This is a genomic window from Mesorhizobium sp. M0037, assembly GCF_040323635.1.
Taxonomy (GTDB): domain Bacteria; phylum Pseudomonadota; class Alphaproteobacteria; order Rhizobiales; family Rhizobiaceae; genus Mesorhizobium.
In genome coordinates this window covers 136,146-157,150 of the sequence record NZ_JAMYVB010000007.1, presented here as the reverse complement: position 1 = coordinate 157,150, position 21,005 = coordinate 136,146, and the positions used below count along the sequence as shown (strand labels likewise).

Annotated in this window: 20 protein-coding genes; 8 read left to right on the top strand and 12 right to left on the bottom strand. The window is 64.0% G+C overall.

Translation table 11 applies throughout. The features are described 5' to 3' along the window. Window positions 1–207: 207 nt before the first annotated feature. The gene (locus NKJ78_RS13590) at window positions 208–372 is read left to right on the top strand and encodes a DUF3309 family protein (RefSeq protein WP_023667887.1); all 165 of its coding nucleotides are present in this window, start codon (window positions 208–210) and stop codon (window positions 370–372) included. A 147-nt stretch (window positions 373–519) separates the two neighbouring features. Next, window positions 520–717, top strand: coding sequence for a hypothetical protein (locus tag NKJ78_RS13585; RefSeq protein ID WP_352460153.1), 198 nt, complete (start codon window positions 520–522; stop codon window positions 715–717). Here NKJ78_RS13585 and NKJ78_RS13580 read toward each other — a convergent pair. Together NKJ78_RS13580 and NKJ78_RS13575 are read right to left on the bottom strand one after the other, a co-directional pair. Then, entirely contained in the window at window positions 708–1,889 is a 1,182-nt protein-coding gene (locus NKJ78_RS13580; RefSeq protein WP_352460154.1) for an MFS transporter, read from the bottom strand. The two genes, NKJ78_RS13585 and NKJ78_RS13580, sit on opposite strands and share 10 nt — an antisense overlap. Window positions 1,890–1,991: 102 nt before the next feature. Beyond that, entirely contained in the window at window positions 1,992–2,219 is a 228-nt protein-coding gene (locus NKJ78_RS13575; RefSeq protein ID WP_352460155.1) for a DUF1127 domain-containing protein, read from the bottom strand. A gap of 255 nt (window positions 2,220–2,474) precedes the next feature. Between NKJ78_RS13575 and NKJ78_RS13570 the strand changes: the two genes are divergently transcribed. Further along, a complete protein-coding gene (locus NKJ78_RS13570) occupies window positions 2,475–3,992 on the top strand; it encodes a winged helix-turn-helix domain-containing tetratricopeptide repeat protein (RefSeq protein ID WP_352562475.1) in 1,518 nt (505 codons plus the stop codon). A 529-nt stretch (window positions 3,993–4,521) separates the two neighbouring features. Continuing rightward, the gene (locus tag NKJ78_RS13565) at window positions 4,522–6,018 is read left to right on the top strand and encodes an aldehyde dehydrogenase family protein (protein WP_352460157.1); all 1,497 of its coding nucleotides are present in this window, start codon (window positions 4,522–4,524) and stop codon (window positions 6,016–6,018) included. Window positions 6,019–6,043: 25 nt separating this feature from the next. Here the strand turns inward: NKJ78_RS13565 and doeB are convergent, their stop codons facing one another. The 10 genes from doeB to ehuR all read right to left on the bottom strand — a co-directional run bounded on the left by doeB (window position 6,044) and on the right by ehuR (window position 16,010). Further along, window positions 6,044–7,048: a N(2)-acetyl-L-2,4-diaminobutanoate deacetylase DoeB gene (gene doeB / locus NKJ78_RS13560; RefSeq protein WP_352460158.1), complete on the bottom strand. Its 1,005-nt coding sequence runs from the start codon at window positions 7,046–7,048 to the stop codon at window positions 6,044–6,046. A gap of 5 nt (window positions 7,049–7,053) precedes the next feature. Continuing rightward, window positions 7,054–8,232, bottom strand: coding sequence for an ectoine hydrolase DoeA (gene doeA / locus NKJ78_RS13555; RefSeq protein WP_352460159.1), 1,179 nt, complete (start codon window positions 8,230–8,232; stop codon window positions 7,054–7,056). 38 nt (window positions 8,233–8,270) lie between these two features. Continuing rightward, on the bottom strand, window positions 8,271–9,263 hold the full coding sequence (locus NKJ78_RS13550) for a cyclodeaminase (RefSeq protein ID WP_352460160.1): 993 nt from the start codon (window positions 9,261–9,263) through the stop codon (window positions 8,271–8,273). A 232-nt stretch (window positions 9,264–9,495) separates the two neighbouring features. After that, on the bottom strand, window positions 9,496–10,482 hold the full coding sequence (gene eutB / locus NKJ78_RS13545; RefSeq protein WP_352460161.1) for a hydroxyectoine utilization dehydratase EutB: 987 nt from the start codon (window positions 10,480–10,482) through the stop codon (window positions 9,496–9,498). Between the two features lie 5 nt (window positions 10,483–10,487). Beyond that, window positions 10,488–11,267: an ectoine utilization protein EutA gene (eutA, locus tag NKJ78_RS13540; protein ID WP_023686971.1), complete on the bottom strand. Its 780-nt coding sequence runs from the start codon at window positions 11,265–11,267 to the stop codon at window positions 10,488–10,490. 8 nt (window positions 11,268–11,275) lie between these two features. Next, on the bottom strand, window positions 11,276–11,935 hold the full coding sequence (gene ehuD / locus NKJ78_RS13535) for an ectoine/hydroxyectoine ABC transporter permease subunit EhuD (RefSeq protein ID WP_023729203.1): 660 nt from the start codon (window positions 11,933–11,935) through the stop codon (window positions 11,276–11,278). Next, complete coding sequence (gene ehuC, locus NKJ78_RS13530; RefSeq protein WP_023738378.1) at window positions 11,935–12,594, bottom strand: ectoine/hydroxyectoine ABC transporter permease subunit EhuC; 660 nt, start codon at window positions 12,592–12,594, stop codon at window positions 11,935–11,937. Before ehuC ends, ehuD begins: the two co-directional genes overlap by 1 nt. A 206-nt stretch (window positions 12,595–12,800) precedes the next feature. Then, window positions 12,801–13,652 (bottom strand): ectoine/hydroxyectoine ABC transporter substrate-binding protein EhuB, encoded by an 852-nt coding sequence (ehuB, locus tag NKJ78_RS13525; RefSeq protein WP_023682674.1) that lies wholly within the window; start codon window positions 13,650–13,652, stop codon window positions 12,801–12,803. Window positions 13,653–13,715: 63 nt separating this feature from the next. Beyond that, window positions 13,716–14,501 carry an ectoine/hydroxyectoine ABC transporter ATP-binding protein EhuA gene (gene ehuA, locus NKJ78_RS13520; protein ID WP_352460162.1) on the bottom strand — a complete coding sequence of 262 codons (786 nt, stop codon included), beginning with the start codon at window positions 14,499–14,501 and terminating at the stop codon, window positions 13,716–13,718. A 123-nt stretch (window positions 14,502–14,624) separates the two neighbouring features. Then, window positions 14,625–16,010, bottom strand: coding sequence for a MocR-like ectoine utilization transcription factor EhuR (ehuR, locus tag NKJ78_RS13515; protein WP_023682676.1), 1,386 nt, complete (start codon window positions 16,008–16,010; stop codon window positions 14,625–14,627). Between the two features lie 82 nt (window positions 16,011–16,092). Between ehuR and NKJ78_RS13510 the strand changes: the two genes are divergently transcribed. The 4 genes from NKJ78_RS13510 to NKJ78_RS13495 all read left to right on the top strand — a co-directional run bounded on the left by NKJ78_RS13510 (window position 16,093) and on the right by NKJ78_RS13495 (window position 20,733). After that, complete coding sequence (locus tag NKJ78_RS13510) at window positions 16,093–16,581, top strand: Lrp/AsnC family transcriptional regulator (RefSeq protein WP_023686966.1); 489 nt, start codon at window positions 16,093–16,095, stop codon at window positions 16,579–16,581. Window positions 16,582–16,710: 129 nt separating this feature from the next. After that, window positions 16,711–18,204: an NAD-dependent succinate-semialdehyde dehydrogenase gene (locus NKJ78_RS13505; protein ID WP_352562474.1), complete on the top strand. Its 1,494-nt coding sequence runs from the start codon at window positions 16,711–16,713 to the stop codon at window positions 18,202–18,204. Window positions 18,205–18,234: 30 nt separating this feature from the next. Next, window positions 18,235–19,614, top strand: coding sequence for an aspartate aminotransferase family protein (locus tag NKJ78_RS13500; RefSeq protein WP_352460164.1), 1,380 nt, complete (start codon window positions 18,235–18,237; stop codon window positions 19,612–19,614). Between the two features lie 9 nt (window positions 19,615–19,623). Continuing rightward, window positions 19,624–20,733 carry an alcohol dehydrogenase family protein gene (locus NKJ78_RS13495; RefSeq protein WP_352460165.1) on the top strand — a complete coding sequence of 370 codons (1,110 nt, stop codon included), beginning with the start codon at window positions 19,624–19,626 and terminating at the stop codon, window positions 20,731–20,733. Window positions 20,734–21,005: the final 272 nt, after the last annotated feature.

Sequence of the window (21,005 nt, the reverse complement as noted above, 5' to 3'; positions counted from 1 at the left end):
GAGGGCGATCCTCCCTAAATTCTGAATTCTACGCGCCGCCCAGCGCGCCATGCACGCTCAGTTTGCGCCTGAACCTCAGCAAACGCCGTGATGATGGCTTTCGTTCCTTAGCCGTCGGATGAAAATCGCCGGGGAACAGGAAGGCTTGCTAGGAGTTTAGTTCTTCGAGCCGCGCCGTGAACGGCGCGGCAGCGAAGGAGACGGCATATGGGCCTGGGTACCATTCTTATTATCATCCTGATCATCGCGTTGCTCGGCGGCTTCAGCGGCCTCGGCGGCGGCCCGTTCTACGGCACTGGTTACTATGGCGGCGGTGGCCTCGGGCTGGTGCTGATCATCGTGATCATTCTGGTTGTTCTCGGGCGAATATAGCGTCGCCATTGGCGGCCGCCGAGTTCTACGGCGGCCGCGTTTTCGCCTGACATTGAGGTTTGAAGGCATGGCAGCTGAAGACATTGCTGGTCCGGAAACACTGGGCCGGCGTCGGCGCGAGCGAACGCGACGAGCTGGGATATCCTAATGGTGGCACTATCCGAAGGCGCCGGGCGTAATACTGCAGACCCCGACACCCGCCTGGCGGCCGTGGCGTTCATCGAGGCGGATCGGACGCTTCCAGAAACCCAGGACGGCGACGAGGCGGGTTCGGCCTTTCTCGCTCTTGTCGACAAGGGCAGCATCGGCCCGAAGGCAGCAATGGCAGGCACGCCTTACGCCTGAACGCGGTCAACCCGCCGTAGTTCCGCCAGCAGAAACACCACCAGCACGCAGCACAGGATGGCAAGCGACGATGGCAGTCCCTGATGTCCGGTCAGTTGCATCGCCAGCCCGGCCACCGGGGAGCCGACGATGCCGCCTACGCCCCATACGAACGCAAAGGCGGCATTGCCGGCGATCAAGGCTTGACCGGTGAAACGCTCGCCGAGCTGGATCAGTGACAGCGTGTAGATCCCGAACGAGACACCGCCCCAAACGAAGAAGAGCGGCCAGATAAGCCATGTAGCGAAGAGCAATGGCAACAGCAGGCAACCGGCCAGGCAAGCCAGGACACAGAACAGCATCATCGGCTTCGAGCCAAACCGTTCGGCGGCGCGCCCAAGCACGACCTGCAGCACGGCATTGCCGGCGATAAAACAGGTGATGAGCGAAGCGATGCGCTGCTCAGTGCTGCCGAGCGCGGCACCGTAGACCGCGAACAGCGAAAGCAGGACTTGCTCGAAGGCCGCAGCCGTGAAGACTGCGAACAAGAGCAGCGGCGCCAGCGCGAAGAAGCCGCCGACCGACACCGCTTCGCCCTCACGCGGCATGTCGGGCAGGCGTGGCGCGACGGCAAGCACGATCAGGCCGCAGACAAGGAAGGCCGCGCTGCCGATGATGAAGGGTGGCCATCCTTGCGTGCCGACCAAGCCTAGCGACAGCGGGCCGAGGCCAAAGCCGGCGGAAACGATGGAGGAGTATAGGCCCATGATGCGGCCTCGGCGTGCGGCGGGTGTGATCGAGACCAGCCAGGTTTCACTGATCACGTAGAGCGGATTGGCAAAGAAGCCGAGCAGGAAGCGCAACGGCATCCAGGCCCATACATCCTGCGTCCAGGCAATCGCGATCAGGACGGTTGCTGCCAGGATCGAACACACAACCGCAAAGCGCGCCGCGCCCACCCGCCGGACCAGCGCCGGCGTGAAGAGCGACGATATAATGAAACCCAGAGGCGTCATCGCGGCCGAGAGGCCGATAAGGCCCGGTGTCGTCCCTTGCCGTTCCAGGATGAAGCTGAGCAGCGGATACGTCAGCCCCTGTGCTATGGCGAACACCGTAACTGTCGCGATGATGCCGGCCATCGCGGCCCATGCGATGTGGTTCTCCGGCGGTGACGTCGCGTCTTCGGCGCTCATGCCGACTTCGAAGCAGGATCGGCACGTTCCGGCAAGGGCAAATGCCGGCAAAGTGCCGCGGCACGCCCAAACAGGCGGTCGGGTCTTATCCGCGACATCAACTCACACTTGCCAGAAGCGTTTTACGATTTCGGCCTCGACCTGGCGTCTGGTCAGACCGATATCGTCGATCAGGTGCGGATTGGCCTCCGCCATCTGCTTGAGGTCCCAGCGAAAGCGTATCCGCTCGCGCCAGGCCGCGATCATGCCCAGCGGGCTCGTCAGATGCGGGCGAGGCGACACCGCCTTTTCCGGCCAGGCTGCACGAGCAGAAGCAAGGGTATCGTTCATGGCAACCTCCATTCGGTTTAACGGGCGACAGCCCTCGGCTTGCAAGAGGTTGAACTCTGCCGCATGCGGACGGCGCCGTAATTAAGCCCGGCCAAATAGTTCTCAAAAGTTCCAAACTGGCTAGAGCACCTCGCCGTTTCATGGAAACGGCGAGGTGCTCAACTCTTTGTTTTGAGGCCATACGTCCGTGAAGCGCTCCGCCGCGCTTTCCCGTGGGAAAACCGCCTTCACACCTTTCCTGGAATTGCTCTATAGATGCGCGTTATGCAGGGATCGCGCTTTGCCTTTGGTCCGTTCGTGCTTGATCCGGGTGCGGGAACGCTCCTTCGGGACCAAGTTCCCGTAGCCGCCGGCCACCGCGGACTGCAGCTGCTGGCGGCGCTCGTCGCCCGGCCCGGCGAGATCGTGGCCAAGGCCGAGTTGATGGATGCGGCATGGCCAGGCACCGCCGTTGAGGAAGGCAACCTCACCGTCCAGATTGCGCAATTGCGCAAGCTGCTGGGTCCGGCCACGAACGGCGGAGAATGGATATCGACCGTTCCGCGCGTCGGCTATCGCTTCGCCGGCGCCATCGAACAGCTCGGCGACGAGAAGCGACAGGCTTTGCCGCTGCCCGCCAAACCGTCGATAGCCGTGCTGCCCTTTGCCAATTTCAGCAACGACCCCGAGCAGGAAGCCTTCGCCGACGGGTTGACCGAAGACCTGATCACCGACCTGTCGAGGATCGGCGGCCTGTTCGTCATCGCGCGCAACTCGACCTTTGCCTACAAGGGCAAGGCGGTGGATGTGCGCGAGGTCGCCAGGGAACTTGGCGTGCGCTATCTCTTGGAGGGCAGCGCCAGACGCGCCGCCGGGCGCGTGCGCATCAACGCCCAGCTGGTCGACGCGCTGAGCGGCGAGCATTTGTGGGCAGACCGCTTCGATCGCGGCCTGGAAGATATCTTTGCCGTTCAGGACGAGGTGACGGCCAAGATCGTCGAGGCGCTGCTTGGCCGGCTGCGCGCGCCGCTGCCGCGCAACCGGCCCCGAAATCTCGAGGCCTACGATCTGTGCGTGCGAGCCCGCAACCTGATCGACGTCTCGCCGGAGACGGCGCGCGAAGCGCATCTGTTGCTGACGCGCGCGCTTGCGCTCGATCCGGACTATGCCGAAGCCTATCGCTGGCTTGCCATGAACCACTGGATGGGATGGGTGCATTGGGGAGAGCCCATTGAGCCTGCCCGCGGCCTTGCCCTGGAACTGGCGCGCAAGGCTGTGGCGATCGATCCCAACGATGCCGGCTGCCACTGGGTGCTTGCCAACCTGCTTGCCTATGAGCGCAGATTCGACGAAGCGGATGTGGGATTTGCCAAGGCGTTCGAACTCGACCCGAACGAGGCCGATGCCTGGGCGACATTGTCCGACATCGCGGTCCTGGCCGGGCGCGTCGAGGACGGCCTCGACTACATCGGCAAGGCGTTCCGGCTGAACCCGTTTCCGGCAAGCTGGTACTACCTGACGCTCGGCCAGGCGCAATATGCGGCGCGCGACTATGAAGCCGCGGTCGAGACGACGCGCCGGGACGAGACGTATCGGACAAGCTCGCGCCGTTTCCTTGCGGCAAGCCTTGCGCAACTCGGCCGGATCGATGAGGCGCGCGCCGAGGTCGACCTTTTCCTTGTCGCGAACCCACATTTCACCACCCGCCACTGGGTCGAGACGGAGCCGTTCCGCGACACGGCCACGCTCGACCATTTCGTCGATGGCTTCCGAAAGGCCGGCCTTCCGGAGTGACGGACCGGCGTGCTCGATCGATGCCAGGCACCGTCGGTTGCGGCTCAATCTGTCAATGTTTGCAAGTCGCGAGGCCGCTCGACCGATCTTGCTTCCGCGTGCAGTCATCCAACAGCGATTGCAGCGAAGCGGCGCGCGAAACCTCTGTCACGGTGAAGCCGGCTGGAACGGCCACGATCGATCCGGCCACGGGTGAGCGCTGGGTGGCGGCTGGCGACTGCCTGATTGCGCTCTCGTCTGCAATGCCGGCATCGCGGTCGCCGTGGGCAATGATCGGCTTGCCTCGTTGAGCTTTCAGCGACGCGCTCCGACAACTCGCGATTTTTCTAGATGCCGGATGATTTTCTAGATGCCGTTTGTCGAAGCATGATCTTTTCCGAAAACCGTTTCCCACTTTTCTGGATCACGCTCTAGCGGCTGGCGTGATCGGGAAGTCCGCACAACCTGATTATCTGAGCGCCCTTTAGCTTTCCTTGTTTGAGGCCGGCGGCGGGAGTAATAGTCGCCACGGAATTGCGAGGAGGAAAAGATGACGCTGAACTTCGACCCGAAGGCGAAGGCCACGGCGTTGTACCATGGCGAATTCCGACCGATGTTCATTGGCGGCAAGTGGGTCGCGGCGCAGTCCGGCCAGGGCATGCAGGCACTCAATCCGGCAACAGGCGAGGTGCTGGCGACAGTGCCGCGGGGCGGGGCTGCCGATATCGACGTGGCGGTGGCCGCCGCGCGCGCGGCCTTCGAAGGCCCATGGTCCAAATTCTCACCCTACGAGCGGCAGTGCGTGCTGCTCAGGATCGCCGATCTGTTCGAGACGCATTGGGAAGAGCTCAGCGTTTCCGACACGCTGGACATGGGGCTGCCGGTCACGCGCACGCTCGCCAACCGGCGCCGCGTCATCGGCATGCTGCGCTTCTATGCCGGCATGGCGACGGCGCTGCATGGCGAGGCTATCGACAATTCGATTCCCGGCGAGATCGTCACCTTCACCCGGCGCGAGCCGGTGGGCGTCGTTGGTGCGATCATTCCCTGGAACGCGCCGACCGCCGCCTCGATCTGGAAGATCGCGCCGGCGCTGGCGACAGGCTGCACCATCGTGCTGAAACCGTCCGAGGATGCGTCGCTGACGCCGCTGCTGATCGCGCAACTGATGCAGGAAGCCGGCGTGCCCGACGGCGTCGTCAACGTCGTCACCGGCACCGGGGCCGAAGCCGGTGCGCGGCTCGCCGAACATCCAGACGTCAACAAGATCGTTTTCACCGGATCGACGCTGACCGGCCAGGCCATCGCGCGGGCAGCCGTGGCTAACCTCAAGCGCGTTTCGCTGGAGCTCGGCGGCAAGTCGCCGATCATCGTCTGCCGCGACGCCGACATCGACAAGGCTGTTCCGATCGCGGCGATGGCGGTGTTCGTGCATTCGGGCCAGATCTGCATTGCCGGCTCGCGGCTGTTCGTGGCGCGCGAAATCCATGACGAGTTCGTCCGCCGGCTCGCCGATTTCGCCGGCAGACTGCGGATCGGCCATGGCATCGAGGCAGAGACGGAAATCGGACCGCTCATCAATGCCAGGCAGGCAGGCAAGGTGGAGGGCTATATCAGGGCCGGCAGCGACGAAGGCGCCGAACTGGTCGCCGGTGGCTCGCGGCTGACCGGCGAGCTCTACGATGGCGGCAACTTCATTGCGCCGACGGTCTTCGGCGCCGTGTCGGACCAGATGACCATCGCGCGCGAGGAGATTTTCGGCCCGGTGATTTCGGCGATGCCCTTCGACACGCTCGACGAAGCGGTGGCGCGCGCCAATGCGACGCCCTATGGCCTGGCCGCCGGCATCTTCACCACGCATCTGGGCACCGCCCACAAGCTTGCGCACCGCGTCAAGGCCGGCTCTGTCTGGGTCAACATGTACCATGCCATCGACCCGGCGGTGCCGTTCGGCGGCATGAAGATGTCCGGCTATGGCCGCGAGGGCGGCATCGAGCATCTGCACGAGTATCTGGAGACCAAGTCGGTCTGGATCCAGACCGACTGATATTCGCGCAGCGTTCTATGCGAAATCACGATGAAACCAAAACGGCCAGGACGGCCGCGCAGTCACCGGCTTTGACCAGGCCGGGGAAATGCCGCGCAGCCAGCATGCCGGACATTTTTGCCTTGATCTCCTGCGGGGCGATGCCAGTGCGGCCGGTGGAATGGATGCGCGCCAGCACCGAGCCTTCTTTCACAGGCTCGCCGAGATCGACCATGGTTTCGATCATGCCGTCCTCCTCGGCGAAGGAGAAACAATCGCCTGACGGCATGTCGAGCCACTGAGTTCTGCCCTTCTCGACCGCACCATCAACAATGCCGGCATGGCGCAGCACATTGCTGATGCCGCGCCGCGCGATCCGCACAGTCTGTGCGCGCGAGGTGCCGCCGCCGCCAAGCTCGGTGCTGACGAAGACCTTGCCCATTTCCTCCGCCGCCGTGTCGTACATGCCGACGGAGTCGATCTCGATCATGCGCATCGAGAACGGGGCAGAGAACGCCGCGACCGCATCGAAGGCTTTCTGCTCCAGCGCCTTGTCGGGCACCGTGTGGGCGGCACAGAAGGGCACGAAATCCAGTGTCTTGCCACCGGAGTGGAAGTCGAAGACGAGGTCGGCGCGGGGCAGCAATTCGCGCTGGAAATAGTCGGCGATCTTTTCCGTCACCGTGCCGTCGGGACGGCCGGGAAAGCTGCGGTTCATATTGCCCTTGTCGATCGGCGATGTCCGGGTGCCGGCGCGAAAGGCCGGATAGTTCATCGCCGGCACGATGATCACCGTGCCGCTGACCTGTTTGGGATCGAGCGTGCGGGCGAGATCGTAGAGCGCCAGCGGCCCCTCATACTCGTCGCCATGATTGCCGCCGGTGAGCAGGGCAGTCGGCCCCTTGCCGTTGCGGATGACGCAGATCGGGATCATCACCGAGCCCCACGCCGAGTCGTCGCGGCTGTAGGGCAGGCGCAGGAAACCATGTTGCACGCCGTCCTTGTCGAAATCGACGGTCGGGGCGATCGGGGATGGGCGAAGGCTAGGCATCGGGCTCAATTCTTCACCACCAGTTTGCGCGGTACATTGGCGAGGCACTCTACACCGGTTTCGGTGATCAGGATGGATTCGGTGATTTCCAGTCCCATGGTCTCCAGCCAGAGACCGGTCATGAAATGGAAGGTCATGCCAGGCTTGAGTTCGGTGCGGTCGCCGGGGCGCAGGCTCATGGTGCGTTCGCCCCAATCCGGCGGATAGGAGAGACCGATGGAATAGCCGGTGCGGTTGTCCTTGACGATGCCATATTTCTTCAACACGGCGAAAAAGGCGTTGGCGATGTCCTCACAGGCATTGCCGGGCTTTGCCGCCGCCAGCCCCGCCTCCATGCCTTCCAGTGTCGCCTTCTCGGCATCGAGGAATTCCTGTGTCGGCTTGCCGAGAAAGACGGTGCGCGACAGCGGGCAATGGTAGCGGTTGTAGCAGCCGGCGATCTCGAAGAAGGTGCCCTCGCCCGACTTCATCGGCTGGTCGTCCCAGGTGAGATGCGGCGCCGAGGCGTCGGCGCCCGACGGCAGCAGCGGCACGATCGCCGGATAGTCGCCGCCGACGCCATCGACACCGCGCGTGCCGGCATCGTAGATCTCGGCGACCAGATCGCATTTGCGCATGCCTACTTCGATCTTGTCGACGATGCGCTGGTGCATGGCTTCGACGATCCGAGCCGCCTTGCGCATATAGTCGATCTCGGTTGAACTCTTCACGGCGCGCTGCCAGTTGACCAGCGCTGTCGCGTCGACGAAGCGGGCGTTGGGCAGGTGCTTCTGCAACGCGGCGAAGGCGGCGGCCGAGAACCAGTAATTGTCCATCTCGACGCCGATGGTCAGCTTGCCCCAGCCGCGATCACTGAGCACTCTGGCCAAAAAATCCATCGGGTGGCGCTCGGTCGACTGCACGTAGTGGTCGGCATAGCCGACGATGTTGTCATGCGCGAGATAGGCGGTGCGCTTGGCGCCATTGGCATCCTGGCCGCGGCCGTACCAGACCGGCTCGCCCGATGGGGGCACAATCACTGCTTGGTGCACATAGAACGACCAGCCATCGTAGCCGGTCAGCCAGGCCATGTTGGAGGGGTCGCTGATGACAAGCAGATCGACGCCTTTCCCCTCCATGGCTTTTCGCGTCTTGGCGAGGCGATCCGCAAATTCGCCACGCGAGAATTTCAGGTTCGGCTGCATTGTTCTTGGTCCTCGTTTGTTGGGCCTTGCGGCCAGCATCAGCTTTCAAAAATGGTTCCGGCATTGGCCGCCCGCGCCCGGTCGCGAGCGAGCGTGGCGATCGCCGTATCCTGCACGCCGGTGCCGGTGAGGTCGGCAATGGTGATATCGCTGGGTGAGCGCCTTCCGTGCCGTTCGCCGGCGATGATCTGGCCGAGTTCGGTGACATCGGCATCGGCTCCCATCACGCCCGATGCGATGGCGTGATGCAGTTCTCCCAGACGCCGTGTCTGCTTGGCGCTGTCGGCGACATAGAGATCGGCCATGCGCAGGATCGCCGGCGCGATCTCGTTCTTGTGTTCGGCATCCGAGCCCATGGCGGTGATGTGCTGCCCGGCAACGACAAAGCCGGCCTTGATCAGCGGCTCGGTCGACGGCGTGGTGGTGACGATGATGTCGGCGCCGATGGTTGCTTTGGCTGCATCCGGCTCGGCGCGCACGAGGACGCCAAGTTTTTCGCGCAGCGCGCCTGCGGCCGCCTCCGCCTTGACGGCATCGCGCGCCCAGATACGTGCCTCGGCGATCGGCCGCACCAACATGAGCGCTTCGAGTTGCAGCCCGGCTTGCACGCCGGCGCCGAAGATTGCGGCGACGGACGAATCCGGCCGCGACAGATGCTTCGCCGCGACGGCGCCGGCAGCAGCGGTGCGGACATCTGTGAGATAGCCATTGTCCAGCAGCAGCGCCTCGACCACACCGGTTCTTGCCGAGAGCAACACCATCATGCCGCCCCCGCTGGGCAGACCGAGCTTCGGATTGTCGAAGAAGCCGGAGCTTATCTTAACGGCGAAACCGTCTATTCCAGGCACATAGGCCGACTTCACATCGACCTCGCCGCGCTGCTCGTGAATGTCCAACCGCAGAATCGGCGGCATCGCCACCGGCAATGTGGCGAGCGCGCGGAAAGCGTCTTCGACACAGGCGACAGCGTCGAGATCGAGCGTCACGATTGTGCGCAGTTCCTTCTCGGTGAGGATGGTCATCGGACTCATGTGTCGCGCTCCGTACTAGCGCGCACCACGAAGGATAGTGTTCCGTCACACCCCCCTCTGGCCTGCCGGCCATCTCCCCCGCAAGGGGGGAGATTGGACTGCACTCCTGCCTTCGCCAATCTCCAGCGCAGCAAGAACAGCGACCGCATCGAAGCTGCCGATCTCCCCCCTTGCGGGGGAGATGTGCGGCAGGACAGAGGGGGGTGGGCGGGAATTCGGCGTGGGAGAGTTTTCATGCCGCGCGCTCCGCGATTGCGTCACCGCAGACGATCTTGCGATGCGTGTTCATGTCGATATTGCGGCCCGAGAGAAGAACGACCACCGGCCCGGTCGCCTTGACCTTGCCGGCGAGTAGCGCAGCGATGCCGACCGCACCGGCGCCTTCGACGATCTCGCGCTCTTGTTCATAGGCATGTCGGATGCCGGCGGCGATCTCGTCCTCGGTGAGCAGGATCACGTCGTCGAGCAGATCGCGGCACATGGCGAAGGTCAGCCGGTTGTCGAGACCGATGCCGCCGCCGAGCGAATCCGCCAGTGTCGGCAGTTCTTCAACCTCGACCGGCCGGCCGGCGTCGAGGCTGGCCTTCATCGCAGCGCCACGTTCCATCGAAACGCCGATCACTTTTGTCCTGGGGCTAGTGCCTTTGATAGCTGCGGCGATGCCCGAGGCCAAGCCGCCACCGGAAAGCTGGACGAGGACGAGAGCGGCATCCGGGACCTGCTCGATCATCTCCAGTCCAAGCGTGCCCTGCCCAGCGATGATGGCCGGGTGGTCGAAGGGCGGCAGCATCACCAGTCCCTCCTGCGCCACCAGCCGTTCGACCTCCTGCTGCGCCTCGTCCTGACTGTTGCCGATGATGCGGACATCCGCGCCAAGCCGACGGATTTCGTCGAGCTTGTTGCCCGGCACCAGTCGCGACATGCAGATCACCGCACGCATGCCTTCGAGCTTCGCGGCATGGGCCAGCGCACGGCCATGATTGCCGGTCGACGCCGCGACCACGCCGCGCGCCTTCTCCTCGGCGCTCAGCGAAGTAACGGCATTCGAGGCGCCGCGCAGCTTGAAGCTGCCGGTGGTCTGGCGGTGTTCAAGCTTGAGGTGGACGGGGATGCCCAGTCGTTCGGAAAGGCTGTGAGATAACCCTGTCGGCGTGCGTTCGATTTTGCCGGCAATTCGCTCCCGGGCGGCACGAATATCGTTAAGGGTGACTGTCGTCATGATCGTCAATCGCGCGGCAAAGGCAGCGTCATCAGACGGCCAAATTCGGGATGCGACGTCCCGTCGCCACACAACCGCAAACAATTCCAGGCGCTGGCCTGATTGCTGGTGACGACCGGGCGGTCGATCGCCTGTTCCATGCCGGGAACCGCGAGCGCTCCGCGCAATGCGGTGCAGGACACGAACAGTGCATCGGCCTGCGCATGCGTCGCCTCGCGTGCGAGATCGACGATCGCTGCCGGCGCAATGCGCGCCATCTCGCGATCATCCTCGAAGCCGAGGCAGGTGAAGCTGACGATCTCAAAGCCGCGCTCGCCGAAATACGTCGCCATCGGCCTGGAGGTTTCGACGGTGTAAGGGGTGAGGATGCTGATCTTTTTCGCGCCCAGCGCCTGCAGCCCGCGCACGCCGGCCATCGGCGGCGTGACGACGGGAACACCCGGCTTGGCAGACTGGATCGCGGCCTCGATTTCAGCGTCGCCAATCACCACCGAGGCCGAGGTGCAGGAGTAGCAGATCGCGTCGAGCGGCTCGTCTGGCAGGATCAGCGCGGCGCCCGCCGCCAGCTCCGGCTGCATCTTGCGAAGGTTTTCCGGCGTCGTCGGATTCTTGTAGGGAATGCGCGCGACATAGACGCCGACCCGCTCGCTCGCCACCATGCGGCGGAAATCCGGTTCGCTGGTGTGGTCGGTGGCAAGGATGATCAGGCCGACGCGCTTTTCCAGCGGGCGCGCATCGAGCGCCGGCCTTGTCGGCATCAGCCTGATTTCGGGCAGCGGTTTCATCTTGAGAATTACCTTTCGATCTTGCCGTAGCGATGTTCCAGCCAGCGCAGCAGCACGACCGAGAAGAGGCTGATGACGAGGAAGAAAGCGCCGACCAGCGTGATCGGCTCAATGTAGCGGTAGTAGGTGTTGGCGACGCTCTTGGCCTGGTTCATCAGCTCCAGCACGGTGATCGCCGATAGGAGCGGCGTCTCCTTGAACATGGCGATGAAATAGTTGGCCAAAGCCGGGATCATCGGTGGGATCGCTTGCGGAATGATGATGTTGGTCCAGGTCTGCGTGGCGCTCAGATTGCAGGCCTTGGCCGCCTCCCACTGGCCGCGCGGCACGTTGTCGATGCCGGCGCGATAAACTTCCGCCGTGTAGGTGCCGTAGTGCAGGCCGAGCCCGATGACGCCGGCGACCAAGGGCGGCAAAAGGATGCCGAAATCCGGCAGGACATAGAAGATGAAATAAAGTTGCACCAGAAGTGGCGTGCCGCGGATGAATTCGGCCGCCCAGCCGATGCTGCGTGACAGGACCTTGTTGGGCGAGCGTCGCGCCAGCGCGATGCCCAGACCCACAATCGCGGCCAGCACCGAGCCGAGCAGCGTCGCCAGGATGGTGATCTTCACGCCCTGGATCAGCGTTGGCAGGATTTCCCAAACGAAGTTCCAATCCCAATCCATCAGACGCGCACCCCGTCGAGGCCGCGCGCCATGCGGCGTTCCAGAGAACGCACGCCCCAGGAGATGATCAGCGCCAGGGCGAAATAGATGATCAGGATGGTGGTGAACGGCGCCAGCGTGTTGCCGGTCTGCGAGCGCACGACCTGCGCCTGAAAGGTGAGATCGGCGAGCGAGATCAGCGACACCACGGAGGTCGCCTTGAGCAGTTCGATGGCATTGTTGCCGAAGGTCGGCAGCATGACCAGTAGCGCCTGCGGCAGGATGACGTGGCGCATGCCTTGCCAGCGGCCGAGGTTGAGCGCGATGCAGGTTTCATATTGTTCGCGGCCGACCGACTGGATGGCGCCGCGTACCACCTCGGCCGCATAGGCGCCGACATTGAGGCCCAGCGCCAGCACGCCCGCCTGCAGCGGGGTCAGTTCGAGGCCGATCAACGGCAACACGAAATAGGCAAAAAACAGCTGCACGAAGATCGAGGTGCCGCGGAAGAATTCTATATAGGCGGTGGCCAGCCAGCGCAGCGCAAAGAAGCGCGACACGCGGCCCATGCCGGCGAGGAAGGCCATGATCAGGGCGAGCACCGACCCCATCAGCGTCAGCTCGATGGTGACAAGCGCTCCCTGCAATATGAGGCCGAGGTAGCCGGACCACTGGGTCATTCGGGTTCCAACGTTGGCGGTTAGCTTCCTTCTCCCCGTTCACGGAGAGAAGATGCCAGTCCACCCTCCGAAGCTGCAGCGCAGCTGCTGCGGAGGACGGGCAGGCAGATGAGGGGCAGCGCTAAATTCTCAGAACCTGGCGCCGCCCCTCATCCGGCCTTTCGGGCCACCTTCTCCCCGTGAACAGGGAGAAGGCAAAAACGGCGCTATTTCGCCGCGCAGAGCTTGTCCCGCGTGGTCGACATCGCGGCTGCGGCCGAGAAGCCGTAGGGCTCGATGATCTTGGCGAACTCGCCGGATTTCTTCAGCTTGGCGAGCTCGACATCGAAGGCATCGCGCAGGGCCTCATCGCCTTTCTTGAAGGCGGCGCCGTCGCAATAGACCGGCGCGCCGACCACCGGGGCGATGACTTCGAGGTTCGGATCGTTGGCTTTCTTGACGAGGTCGTTGATCGACAGGACGGGAAGCGAATAGGCATCGATGCGACCGTCCTGCAGCATCTTCAGGCCGCTCTGGCCGTCCGGCACGACGATGACGCGCTCGCGCGGCACGCCGGCGTTGAGCGCCAGCTTCTCCTCGGTGCCGCCGCCCGGCGCGCCGATGGTGGCCGACGTGTCCTTGGCGACGTCCTCGTAGCTCTTGAAGCCCTTCGGATTGCCCTTCTTCACCAACATCGCCTCGGCGTCGCACAGCACCGGCTCGGAATAGACGACCGCCGCGCAACGCTCCGGCTTCATGAACAGGCCGGCGGTGACGACGTCGAAGCGGCCGGCCTGCAGGCCGGGGATCATCGCGCCATACTCCGAAATGGAAGCGACGATGTCGGCAACACCGAGGCGCTTGAAGACCTCGCGCGCCACGTCGGGCGCCGCACCCGAAACCTTGCCGTCGGCAGCGACCGCAGTATAGGGCGGCTCGTTGGCGATGGCGACGCGGGCAAAGCCCTGTGCCTTCAATTGCTCGAGCTTGCTGTCATCGGCCGAACCGGTGCTCGACGCGGCGAGCACCGCCGTCAGTGCGAGACCGGCGACGCCGGCCAGAATGCCAAGTTTCTTCATTGTTCCCAACTCCTTGTTGTCTTCTTGGTTTTGTCTGGGGCGGTCTTCCGCCCCGCAAAGCGGTCAGACACGATGTCCGGCCGCGATGATCTTCTTCAGGAAGCCTTGCGTGCGCTCCTGCTTTGGATGGCGGAAAATCTCGTCTGGTTTGCCCTCTTCGACGATCTTGCCGCGGTCGAAGAACAGCACGCGGTCGGCGAAGTCGTGGGCAAAGCCCATCTCGTGGGTGACCAGCAGCATGGTCATGTCGGTCTCTGCGGCGAGCTTGCGCATGACATTCATCACCTCCTCGACCAGCTCCGGATCGAGGGCCGACGTCACCTCGTCGAACAGCATGATCTTCGGCGACAATGCCAGCGCACGGGCAATCGCCACGCGCTGCTTCTGGCCGCCGGACAGCTGCGTCGGCATCGACTTCGCCTTGTCGGCCATGCCGACCATGTCGAGCAGTTCCATGGCCCGCTTTTCAGCGGCGGCGCGAGGCGTGCCCTTGGTCAGCATCGGCGCCAGCGTGACGTTATCCATGACGCATTTGTGCGGAAACAGATTGAACAGCTGGAAGACCATGCCGATCTTCTGCCGCATCTTGGTCAGGTGCCGCTCGTCGGCGGGCAGCAGCTGGCCGTTGCGCTCCATGTGATAGAGCTGCTCGCCATCGATCTGGATATGGCCGCCGTCGATCTTCTCCAGCGTCATCAGGATTCGCAGGATCGTCGTCTTGCCCGAGCCGGACGGGCCGATCAGCGCCAGCTTCTCGCCGGGCATGACCTGCATCGACAGGCCGTCCAGTACCTTGAACGAGCCGAAGCTCTTCGAAATGGCGTCGACCTTGATGATGGGTGAGGACAATGAATTTCCCCTGCTGGAGAAGCCTGTGCCCTTAACGATGCGGAACGCGCCAAATCATGTCAATTGGGAAAATAAAATCATGACAATATTTCCGGCACTGCATGATTCCAGAGCAATTCCCGCTTAGATTGCGAGCAGCAGATGCTCCGGATCGCCAAGCAGCAACTTGGTGACAACGCCGAGGCCGGCGCGCAGTTCCCCCTCGGTGGTCGAGCCGAGCGAGATGCGCACCGCCGGATGCCAGGGCGCATCCGAGATGCGGAAGGAGGTGCCGGGCGCGATCGCCACGCCTTGCAGGCGGGCCTGGGCGACGAAGCTTTCCTCGGCACGGTCCGCGGGCAGTTGCAACCAGACATGCAGCCCGTCGCGCCTGGCGCGATAACCAACCCCGCCCAGCACCTCGGCTGCGATGTCCTGGCGGCGGCGCAATGCCGCGCGCTGCCAGCGAACGAGTTCCATCGCCGTGCCGTCGGTCACCCATTTGGTGGCGATCTCGGCCACCAGCGGCGTCGCCATCCAGTTCGACACCAGATGCCGGTTGGCAACGGCGGCGACATAGCGGTCGGGCGCCGCGAGATAGCCGATGCGCAGGCCAGGTACGGTGATCTTGGTGAAGGAAGTGACGTAGAGCGTGCGCTCCGGCGCAAAGGCGGCGACCGGCGGCGGCCGGTCCTCGATCAGCGGACCGAGCACATCGTTCTCGATGATGGCGATGTCGTGCTTGCGCGCGACCGCGGCGATCTCTTCGCGCCGCCGAGCGTCCATCAGCGTCGCCGTCGGGTTGATCACCGACGGTTGCACGAATACCGCGCGAATGTCGGTGAGCCGGCAGACCTCGTCCAACGCCTCCGGGATCAGGCCATTGCCGTCGATCGGCAGGCCTTCCAGGTTGAAGCCGAGATAGCGCGCCAGCGGCACCAGCGTGTGGTGGCCGATGGCCTCGGTGGCGACAGTCGATCCCGGCGGCGCAACGCTCATCAGCGCCACGGTCATCCCGGCGGTCGCGCCATTGGTCAGGCTGATATTCTGTGCGGAGGTGTCGAGCCCACACAGTTTCAGCCATTCGACAGCCACCGCGCGGTGACGCGGGAACACCATGTTGGGCCGGAACGACAACGCCGAACTGGATGGCAGGTTTTCGGCCAGCCAGCCCAGCGCCTGCTTCAGCCGCTCCAAATGCATCGGCTCGCAGACCGGCTTCAGGATTGACAGATCGATGACCTCGCCGAGGCGCTCCGGCAGATAGGGCGGCTCCGGGTCGCGGCGCTGCGTCTGGACAAAGCTGCCACGGCCGATCTCGCCCGAAATCAGGCCGCGCCGGATCAGTTCTTCGTAGGCGCGGCTGACCGTCTGCACCGACAGTTTTAAATCGTCTGCCAGCCTTCGATGCGTTGGAAGCCGCGCGCCGTTGGCCAGCCGCCCGTCATGAATGGCGCGGGCGAACTGGTCGGCCAGCGTTTGATAGGCTGGCCGGCGGATGAGCGCAGGGTCGGGTTGCCATGATGTCATGACTTAATAGAGATCGAAATCAGTGCAATTGACAATCGAAATAATGCGCCGTCATGGTGATGCCGACAAAAAGCGGACGCCGATGACATCGAAACTCGACGCGGTCGACCTCAGGATACTCGACGCCATCCAGCGCGACGGGCGCATCACCAAGCTGGCGCTGGCCGAACAGGTCGGGCTGTCGCCGACGCCGTGCTGGATGCGGCTGCGCAAGCTGGAGAAGGCAGGCATCGTCTCGGGCTACCACGCCAGGATCGCCATGCGCGTGGTGGCGCCGGTCGCCACCGTGTTGATGGAGGTGACGCTGGCCAGCCATCGCCAGGCCGATTTCGACCGCTTCGAACGCGTCATCCGCGACATCCCCGAAATCGTCGCCTGCTGGTCGGTGGGCGGCGGCGTCGACTATGTGGTCAAGGTGATGACGCGCGACATCGACGCCTATCAGCGGCTGGTCGACGACCTGCTGGAGCGCGAGATCGGCATCGACCGCTACTTCACCTACATCGTCACCAAGACGGTGAAGGACGAAATCGTGCTGCCGATAGCCGACCTGCTGCCGGCGTCGGCATAAGCCCGGAGAGAATGTCTGTCGGGACGGCACAATAGAGAGACTCTCTCTCCTTCAGGGCGTCGAAACAGTCTCTCTGTCTGCATGTGACCGATAGTCTTCCCGCATCGTCCGATCCGGGAGGCCTCGACCATGTCCGCGCATTTTGCCCGCTCGCATCGCCATGAGGCGCTCGACCGCCTCTCCGACCGCCGGCTGCTGCGCGAGCTTGCCTATGTCGATGGGCATTGGACCGCGAGCGAAGCGGCCGAAAGCTTTGAAGTCACCGATCCGGCCACAGGCGCGACGGTCGCGTTTGTCGCCGCGCTCGATGCGCAGCAAACGACAAGGGCAATCGGTGCCGCCGCGCGTGCCTTCCCGGCTTGGCGGTCACTGCTGCCGCAGGAGCGGTCGAGAATTCTGCGAAAATGGTTCGAGCTGATCATCGCGGCGAAAGACGACCTTGCCCTGCTGATGACTTTGGAACAGGGCAAGCCGCTGCAGGAATCGCTCGGCGAAATCGACTATGCCGCCTCTTTCGTCGAATGGTATGCCGAAGAGGCAAAGCGCCTCAATGCCGAGGGCGTCACCAGCCATCTGCCGAATGCCGAGATGATGGTGAGGCGCGAGCCGCTCGGAGTCGTCGGCGTCGTCACGCCTTGGAATTTTCCGGCGGCGATGCTGACCCGCAAGGCGGCGGCCGCCCTTGCCGCCGGCTGCACCATCGTCGCGCATCCTTCATCCGAGACGCCGCTGTCGGCGCTGGCGCTGGCGGAACTTGGCGAGCGCGCCGGCATCCCCGCCGGTGTCTTCAACGTCATCACCGGAAGGGCTGCAACCATCGTCGGCCGCATGTGCGAAGACCCGCGCGTCCGCGCCATGAGCTTTACCGGCTCGACGGAGATCGGCCGGTTGATCGCGGCACAGAGCGCGCCGACGATGAAGCGGCTGGTGATGGAGCTTGGGGGCCACGCGCCGCTGATCGTCTTTGCCGACACCGATCTGGACAAGGCGGTGAGCATCGCCATCGATGCCAAATTCGCCACCTCCGGCCAGGACTGCCTCGCCGCCAACCGCATCTACGTCCAGCGCCCGATCTACGATCGCTTCTGTGCCGCTTTTGCCAGGCGTATCGAGGCGCTGCGCACCGGCAACGGCCTTACCGACAAGATCGACATCGGGCCGCTGATGCATGAGCGTGCCGTCGCAAAGGTCGAAGAGCAGGTCGCCGATGCCATCGCTCGTGGCGCGCGCTGTCTCACCGGCGGCAAGCGGCATCAGGCCGGGCCGCTGTTCTACCAGCCGACGCTGCTGGCCGATGTCAGCGACGAAGCGCTGATCATGCGCGAGGAGACCTTTGGGCCGGTCGCCGCCGTCACGCCGTTCGACAGTGAGGACGAAGTGATCGCCCGTGCCAACGCCACAGAATATGGCCTGGTTGCCTATGTCGTTACCGAGAACGGCGCCCGCCAGCAGCGCCTGGGCCGCGCGCTCGACTACGGCATGGTCGCTATCAACCGCGTCAAGATCACCGGCGCGCCGATCCCCTTCGGCGGCGTCAAGCAATCCGGCATCGGTCGCGAAGGCTCGCGCCATGGGCTCGAAGCTTTCACCGATCTGAAGTACCTCTGCCTGGACGTCGCATAGTCCGTCCGGCCATCCCTCAAGGAGTCAAAAATGCTCAACCAGTCCAACGAACTCAACGCCTGGGATCGCGACCATTTCTTCCATCCTTCGACCCATATGGGCACGCATGCGCGAGGCGAGAGCCCGACCCGCATCATGGCCGGCGGTGAAGGCGTCACCGTCTGGGACAACAATGGCAAGAAGAGCATCGATGCCTTTGCCGGTCTCTATTGCGTCAATGTCGGCTATGGCCGCCAAAAGATCGCGGATGCCATCGCCACCCAGGCGAAAAACCTCGCCTACTATCATGCCTATGTCGGCCACGGCACCGAGGCCTCGATCACGCTGGCCAAGATGATCATCGACCGCGCGCCGAAGGGCATGAGCAGGGTCTATTTCGGGCTCTCCGGTTCGGACGCCAACGAAACCAACATCAAGCTGATCTGGTACTACAACAACGTGCTTGGGCGGCCGGAGAAGAAGAAGATCATCTCGCGCTGGCGCGGCTATCACGGTTCGGGCGTGATGACGGGATCACTGACCGGGCTCGACCTGTTCCACAACGCCTTCGACCTGCCGCGCGCGCCGGTCCTGCACACCGAAGCGCCCTACTATTTCCGCCGCGCCGACCGCTCGATGCGCGAGGAGCAGTTCTCGCAGCATTGCGCCGACAAGCTTGAAGAGATGATCCTGGCCGAAGGTCCCGAAACCGTCGCCGCCTTCATCGGCGAGCCGATCCTCGGTACTGGCGGCATCGTGCCGCCGCCGGCCCGCTACTGGGAGAAAATCCAGGCGGTGCTGAAGAAATATGACGTGCTGCTGGTCGCCGACGAGGTGGTGACGGGCTTTGGCCGTCTGGGCACCATGTTCGGCTCCGACCATTACGGCATCAAGCCGGACCTGATCACCATCGCCAAGGGCCTGACCTCGGCCTATGCACCGCTGTCGGGCGTCATCGTTGCCGACAAGATGTGGCAGGTGCTGGTGCAGGGCTCCGACAAGCTTGGCTCGCTCGGCCATGGCTGGACCTATGCCGCGCATCCGATCTGCGTCGCCGCAGGTGTCGCCAATCTCGAACTGATCGACGAACTGAACCTGGTGACGAACGCCGGTGAGACCGGCGCTTATTTCCGCGCCGAACTGACCAAGGCTGTCGGCGGGCACAGACACGTCGGCGACGTGCGCGGCGATGGCATGCTGGCGGCGGTCGAATTTGTCGCCGACAAGGACGACCGGGTGTTCTTCGACGCCTCGCTCAAGATCGGGCCGCAAGTGGCGACAGCACTTGCCGCCAGCGGCGTCATCGGCCGCGCCATGCCGCAGGGCGACATACTAGGCTTCGCGCCGCCGCTCTGCCTGACGCGTGAGGAAGCCGACATCGTCGTTTCGAAAACCGCCGATGCCGTCAACAGCGTGTTTTCCAATCTCTGAGATCGACCCATGAATGCCATGACCAAGACCCTCCCCGCCACCATGGCCGCCGTGCTGCTCACCGGGCATGGCGGACCGGAAAAGCTCGTCTATCGCAGCGATGTGAAAGTGCCTGTGCCTGCCGCCGGCGAGGTGCTGGTTAAGGTCAGCGCTTGCGGTATGAACAACACCGATGTCTGGGTACGCCAGGGCGCCTATGGCACGGAGGAGGACGCTGCCGCCGTGTCGACGTGGCGGCGGCAAGGCAACACGCTTACCTTCCCGCGCATCCAGGGGACCGACACGGTCGGCACCATCGCTGCCGTCGGCGAAGGCGTTTCCCCGGGCCGTATCGGCGAACGGATAATGGTCGATTTTTCGATCTACAACCGCGACGACGATTCCCTCGCCGACATTGACTATATGGGCCACGGTCGCGACGGCGGGTACGCCGAGTACCAGACGGTGCCGGGCGAGAATGCGCATTTCGTCGATACTGACATGAGCGACGTCGAACTCGCCACCTTCTGCTGCGCCTACCTCACCGGCGAACAGATGCTGGAGCGCGCCGGGCTGAAAGCCGGCGAACGCGTGCTGGTCACCGGCGCCTCGGGCGGCGTCGGTTCCGGCATCGTGCAGCTGGCGCGGGCGCGCGGCGCCATTCCCTACGCCGTCGTCGGCAAGGGCAAGGAGCAGGCGGTGCGCGACATCGGCGCCGAAGCGGTTATTACCCGTGGGGTTGCCGATCTTCCCGCCGCCGTGAATGAAGCCACTGGCGGCCAGCCGATCGATGTGGTCGCCGATCTCGTCGGCGGCGCGATCTTCAACGACCTCTTGCGCATCCTGAGGCCCGAAGGCCGCTACACCACCGCCGGCGCGATTGCCGGTCCGGTTGTGCAGCTCGATCTCCGGACCATGTATCTGAAGCAGCTGCAACTGCACGGATCGAGCCAGGGGACGCGCGCCGACTTCCGCCGCATCGTTGGATACATCGAAGCGAAGAAAATCCGGCCGCTGGTCGGCGGTGTCTACAAACTGTCCGATTTCCACAAGGCGCAGGCCGACTTCATCGCCAAGGATTTCGTCGGCAAGCTGGTGATCGTGCCGGACGCCATGTGGAACCCGAATATCCGCACATAACGCCCCTACGTCAGAGCTCGTCGTAAACGGCATCATCAACACCTTGCGGCGTGGAGTCGTCGAACCCAGCATGGGGTTGGTGACGTAGCCGAATCCGACGCCGGCGCCGGGACCGGCAAAACCGAGGGCGCCGCCCCATCCGCCATGGCCGAAGGTTTGCGGCGACGCGCGGCTGGCATAGGCGGCGTCGTCAAGCTGAAAGCCGGCGGCGAATTGCCGGCGCTTGAGACATAGCGCGCATGAGGCGAACCGGAATCATCGCAACGAATGCA